This window comes from Dietzia cercidiphylli, from assembly GCF_014145145.1.
GTDB lineage: Bacteria > Actinomycetota > Actinomycetes > Mycobacteriales > Mycobacteriaceae > Dietzia > Dietzia natronolimnaea.
The window spans coordinates 1-4,489 of sequence record NZ_JAALEA010000361.1 but is presented as its reverse complement, the minus strand read 5'-3'; the positions used below and the strand labels follow the sequence as shown (position 1 = coordinate 4,489).

Below are 4,489 nucleotides of genomic sequence, written 5' to 3'. Positions count from 1 at the left end.
GGTCCCTGCCCGACGTCGTCCACCGTGGCGGGGTCGACCTGGCCCCGATCGACCCCGCCCACGCGGACTCGCGTGCCTGGCTGCGCAGCCTGATCTGGCCCGGACAGCAGTCCGAGCGCGTGCCCCGCCTGGACGCCGCGCTCGACATCGCCGCCGCCGACCCGCCTCGGATCATCACGGGGGACCTGGTGGAGAAGCTGGAGGACTCCGTGGCGGCGTGCCCCGCGGGGTCCACGCCGGTGGTGTTCCACACCGCGGTGCTCGGGTACCTCGAGCCCCCGGCCCGCGCCGAGTTCGTCCGCCGGGTCACCGATCTCTGCCGGGACGCGGGCGCGGTGTGGATCTCCGTGGAGGGGGTGACCCTCCTGCCCGACGTCGCCGAGCAGGTCCCGGAACCGATCCGGCGCCACAAGGGCATCTTCGTCGTCGCCGTCAACGGGCGACCCCTGGCCACGGCGCACGGCCACGGCGACTGGGTCCGCGCGCTCGACATGCCCTGAAGGCCGGATCGGGGCGGGGCTGGTCGGATCGGGGCTGGTCGGATCGGGACTGGTCGGATCGGCCGATTCAGTCGAACGGCCACCCGCGGCGCATCGACTGGTCGGACCCCGGCTCGATGAGGTACTCGGTCCCGAACGTCGCGGTGTAGACGTTCTCCGGCAGGGCCAACATCATGCCGATGTCGCTGGTCTGGCTGGCGTGGCACTCCATGGCGCGACGCTTGAGCTCCACGACGTCCGCGGGCAGGTCGATCGCCCACGCGATCTCCGACTGCGGGACCCCGACCGGCAGCCCGTCGTCCCCGGTGAGGATCATCCGGCGCAGTTCCTCCACGTCCATGCCGCCGGACGCGAACGCCGCCAGGAACTCCGCCGCCTCGGGGCTGTCGAGCATCTCGAGCTGGGCGTCCTGATTGGTCGTGGCCTCCAACAGCCGCGGGCGACGGGCCGCCGACTCCACCGCGCGGCGGGCGATGCGGTGGACGGCCAGGTGATCCGGGTGCCCGTAGTTCCCGTGGTGGTCGTACCCCACCAGGACGTCGGCGTCCTCTCTGTCGAGGATCCGGGCGAGCCGCCCGGCCGCCTCGTCGGTGTCGGCGCTGTGCAGGCTCAGCGGATCGTCGTTCTGGGCCCAGCCGGTCATCCCCGAGTCCCGGTACCCCAGCCAGTCGATCCGGGCGACACCCAGTACCGCTGCCGCGGCCCGGGCCTCACCGCGCCGATGGTCGACCAGGTCGCCGTCGGGCCCGAGGTGGTCGGGTCGCTGGCCGTGGCCGCCGTCGGTGGCGAAGACCGTGACGACGCGGTGGCCACCACGCGAGGCGAGGGCCATCATCCCGGCGGTCTGCGAGGTCTCGTCGTCGGGGTGGGCGTGGAGGAACACGATCGTGGACACCCGACCAGTGTGCCCTCCCGCCCGGCCGGGTGTGCGACCGGAACGGACCGAACCCAGCACGCGAGACTCCCGACGCGCGACCCCCCACGCACGACTCCCCGGTCGACACCGCTCCGGGTGGAGCGGGTCCGGCCGGGGAGGGCGCGGGTGGTGCGTGTGGGGCCTACTTCTCGCGCACGACCGATCCGTCGTCCTGCAGGCGCAGGAGCGGGTAGATGCCGTTCTCGTCGTGGTTCTCGTCGCCGACGACCGGGGGGTTGAAGACGCAGAGCATCTGCATCTCCTCCTCCACGATGACCTGGTGCTTCTCGTGACCGTCGAGCAGGTACATCGAACCCGCCTCGAGCGGGTACTCCTTGTCGTTCGTGAGGTCCCGCAACGTGCCCTTGCCCCGGGTCAACCAGACGGCCTCGATGTGGTTGGCGTAGTGGAAGTCGTTGGTCGTTCCGGCGGCGATGGTGGTCTCGTGGAACGAGAACCCCACCCGGTCGTCGGCCAGGACGATGCGCTTGGACTCCCAGTTGCCGTTGTTGCCCTTGATGTGGCGGTCGGTGTCGGTGATCTCTGCGGTGGTGCGAACGATCATGTGGTGCCTCCTCGGGGAAGGTGTGGTGGTCCGGGCGGGCTCAGAGGTACTGCTGGGCGAGGACGTGGTCGACTGCCTCGTAGCAGATCTCGATTCCGCGGTCGCGCTCCTCGTCGGTCAGGATGAGCGGGGCGAGGAACTTGACGACCTCGTCGCTCGGGCCGGCGGTCTCGACCAGCATCTTGTTGTCGAAGCAGCGGGCCATGACCTCTGCGGCCAGCTCCGGCTTCTCCAGGAAGGCGATACCGAAGGCCATGCCGCGGCCGCGGAGCTCGAGCTTGCCCTCGTACTTGTAGACCAGCGGGGAGAAGCGCTCGCGGAGGATCCGGCCGTTCTCGAGCGTGCGGTTCTGCAGCTTGTCGTCCGACCAGTACTTCCGCAGCGCCACCTCGGCGGTGACGAACGCCATGTTGTTGCCGCGGAACGTGCCGTTGTGCTCGCCCGGGGTCCACTCGTCGAGCTCGCGGTTGAACAGGGTGATCGCCAGCGGCAGGCCGTAGCCGCCGATCGACTTGGACAGGGTGACGATGTCCGGCTTGATGCCGGCGAACTCGAACGAGAAGAACTCGCCGGTGCGGCCGCAGCCCATCTGGACGTCGTCGACGATGAGCAGGATCTCGTGGCGCTTGCACAGCTCGTCGAGGGCCCTCAGCCACTCGGCGCGTGCCGCGTTGATACCGCCCTCGCCCTGGACGCACTCGACGATCACGGCCGCCGGGCGGTTCATGCCCGAACCGGAGTCGACCAGTACGCGCTCCATCCACTGGAAGTCCTCGGTCACGCCGCCGAAGTAGTTGTCGTACGGCATCGGCGTGGCGTGGACCAACGGGATCCCGGCACCGGCGCGCTTCATGGAGTTACCCGTGACGGACAGCGACCCGAGGGTCATGCCGTGGAACGAGTTGGTGAAGTTGATGATGGCCTCGCGGCCGGTGACCTTGCGGGCCAGCTTGAGCGCCGACTCGACGGCGTTCGTCCCGGTCGGCCCGGGGAACATCACCTTGTAGTCCAACCCCCGCGGCTCGAGGATCGTCGAGGTGAAGGTCTCGAGGAAGGCGCGCTTGGCGACGGTGTACTTGTCGAGCGAGTGGGTGACGCCGTCGCGCTGGATGTACTCGAGCAGCGCGCTCTTCATGTCGTCGTCGTTGTGGCCGTAGTTCAGCGCGCCGGCGCCACCGAAGAAGTCCAGGTAGTCGTCCCCGTCGACGGTCGTGAGCTTCGCACCCTTCGCGGTGTCGAACACCACCGGCCAGTTGCGGGAATAGCTGCGGACCTCGGATTCGCGGTCGGAGAAGATCGAGGTGTCCAGATTGGCGTCGTGCGTGGCTTCGGTCATGGTGGTGATCACTCCATCAACAATGGTGTCGGGCGGCGGCGGCGGACGGATGCGTCCGGGCGCCCTGTTAGGAAATCGTGTAGAGATCTTCGGGTTCGTGCCCGTCACCGAGCAGTTCGGCGCCGAGGTAGTCCTCGCTGGACAACGTCATGCCCCGATCGCGCGCGACGGCGCCGAAAGTGCGCTGGGACGCCTCGTTGTCCGGGCTGATGGTGGTGCGCAGGCGGACCACGCCGCGCTCGGCGAGCCGGTCCATGAGGTTGTGGAGCAACCGTGCGGCCAGACCCTTACCGCGCTGGTCCGCGTCGACGCCCACCTGCCAGACGAAGATCGTGTCCGGCTCCGAGGGGCGCAGGAATCCGGTGACGAAGCCGACCACGCGGCCCTCGACCTCGACGACCACCGAACTCTCGGAGAACTCCGCTCCCCACAGCACGTAGGCATAGGAGGAGTTCAGGTCGAGTACTCCGCTGTCGCGGGCGATCTCCCACATGCGATTTCCGTCTGCCGCGGTGGGCGGGCGGAAAACCGCGTCGGACGAATCAGGGTTACGGGGTGCTTCTCGTTCTCCTTGGTTCATAGGTAATTACCACCGTAATGACGTGGACCGGTTGCCGCATCTACCTTCGCCGGATCGTTACCCGATTGCCGGGCGAGTCCGCAGGTGACCGCCGTGCAGTGACGTCCGTCACCCCCTGCTCCCCCGCCCCCGGGCGCCATACTCTTCCTTAGCGGGCCGGAGCCTGGGAGAATATTTTCATGGACCACAACCCGATCACCGAATTCGACGAGGGCCGCTCACTCGAGTTGCTGGCGACCGAGTCGCTCGGCCGTCTGATCACCGTCTCGGGCGGGCGGGCCGACATCTTCCCCGTCAACTACGCGCTGTCGACGGAGGGCAGGATCTTCTTCCGCACGGCGGAGGGCAGCAAGCTCGCCGGCCTCACCGTTCACCCCGACGTGGTCTTCCAGGTCGACCACATCCAGGACGAGGAGGCGTGGTCGGTGGTCGTCCGGGGTGAAGCCCGACGGCTCGACAGCTTCGCTGAGATCAACCGCGCCGAGGAACTCGACCTCAAGCCGTGGATCCCCACGCTCAAGTACAACTTCGTGGAGATCACACCGGAGCAGATCTCGGGCCGCGGCTTCACCTTCGGCGAGGAGCCGGAACG

6 protein-coding genes are annotated in these 4,489 nt (G+C 68.4%); 2 read left to right on the top strand and 4 right to left on the bottom strand.

Translation table 11 applies throughout. From position 1 onward, the window contains the following. Positions 1 to 500, top strand: a 500-nt coding sequence (locus G6028_RS12910) for a DUF2332 family protein (RefSeq protein ID WP_182659119.1), incomplete at its 5' end; no start/stop codon positions are given. A 67-nt stretch (positions 501 to 567) separates the two neighbouring features. Here G6028_RS12910 and G6028_RS12905 read toward each other — a convergent pair. From G6028_RS12905 to ectA, 4 genes are all read right to left on the bottom strand, one after another. Further along, positions 568 to 1,395, bottom strand: a complete 828-nt coding sequence (locus tag G6028_RS12905; RefSeq protein ID WP_182659118.1) for a PIG-L family deacetylase — start codon at positions 1,393 to 1,395, stop codon at positions 568 to 570. 163 nt (positions 1,396 to 1,558) lie between these two features. After that, entirely contained in the window at positions 1,559 to 1,981 is a 423-nt protein-coding gene (locus tag G6028_RS12900) for an ectoine synthase (RefSeq protein WP_179523620.1), read from the bottom strand. Positions 1,982 to 2,021: 40 nt separating this feature from the next. Continuing rightward, positions 2,022 to 3,317 (bottom strand): diaminobutyrate--2-oxoglutarate transaminase, encoded by a 1,296-nt coding sequence (ectB, locus tag G6028_RS12895; RefSeq protein WP_182610113.1) that lies wholly within the window; start codon positions 3,315 to 3,317, stop codon positions 2,022 to 2,024. 67 nt (positions 3,318 to 3,384) lie between these two features. Further along, entirely contained in the window at positions 3,385 to 3,810 is a 426-nt protein-coding gene (ectA, locus tag G6028_RS12890; RefSeq protein ID WP_241730744.1) for a diaminobutyrate acetyltransferase, read from the bottom strand. A 266-nt stretch (positions 3,811 to 4,076) separates the two neighbouring features. Between ectA and G6028_RS12885 the strand changes: the two genes are divergently transcribed. Next, positions 4,077 to 4,489: pyridoxamine 5'-phosphate oxidase family protein (locus G6028_RS12885; protein WP_182659116.1), on the top strand; the 413-nt coding region annotated here is incomplete at its 3' end.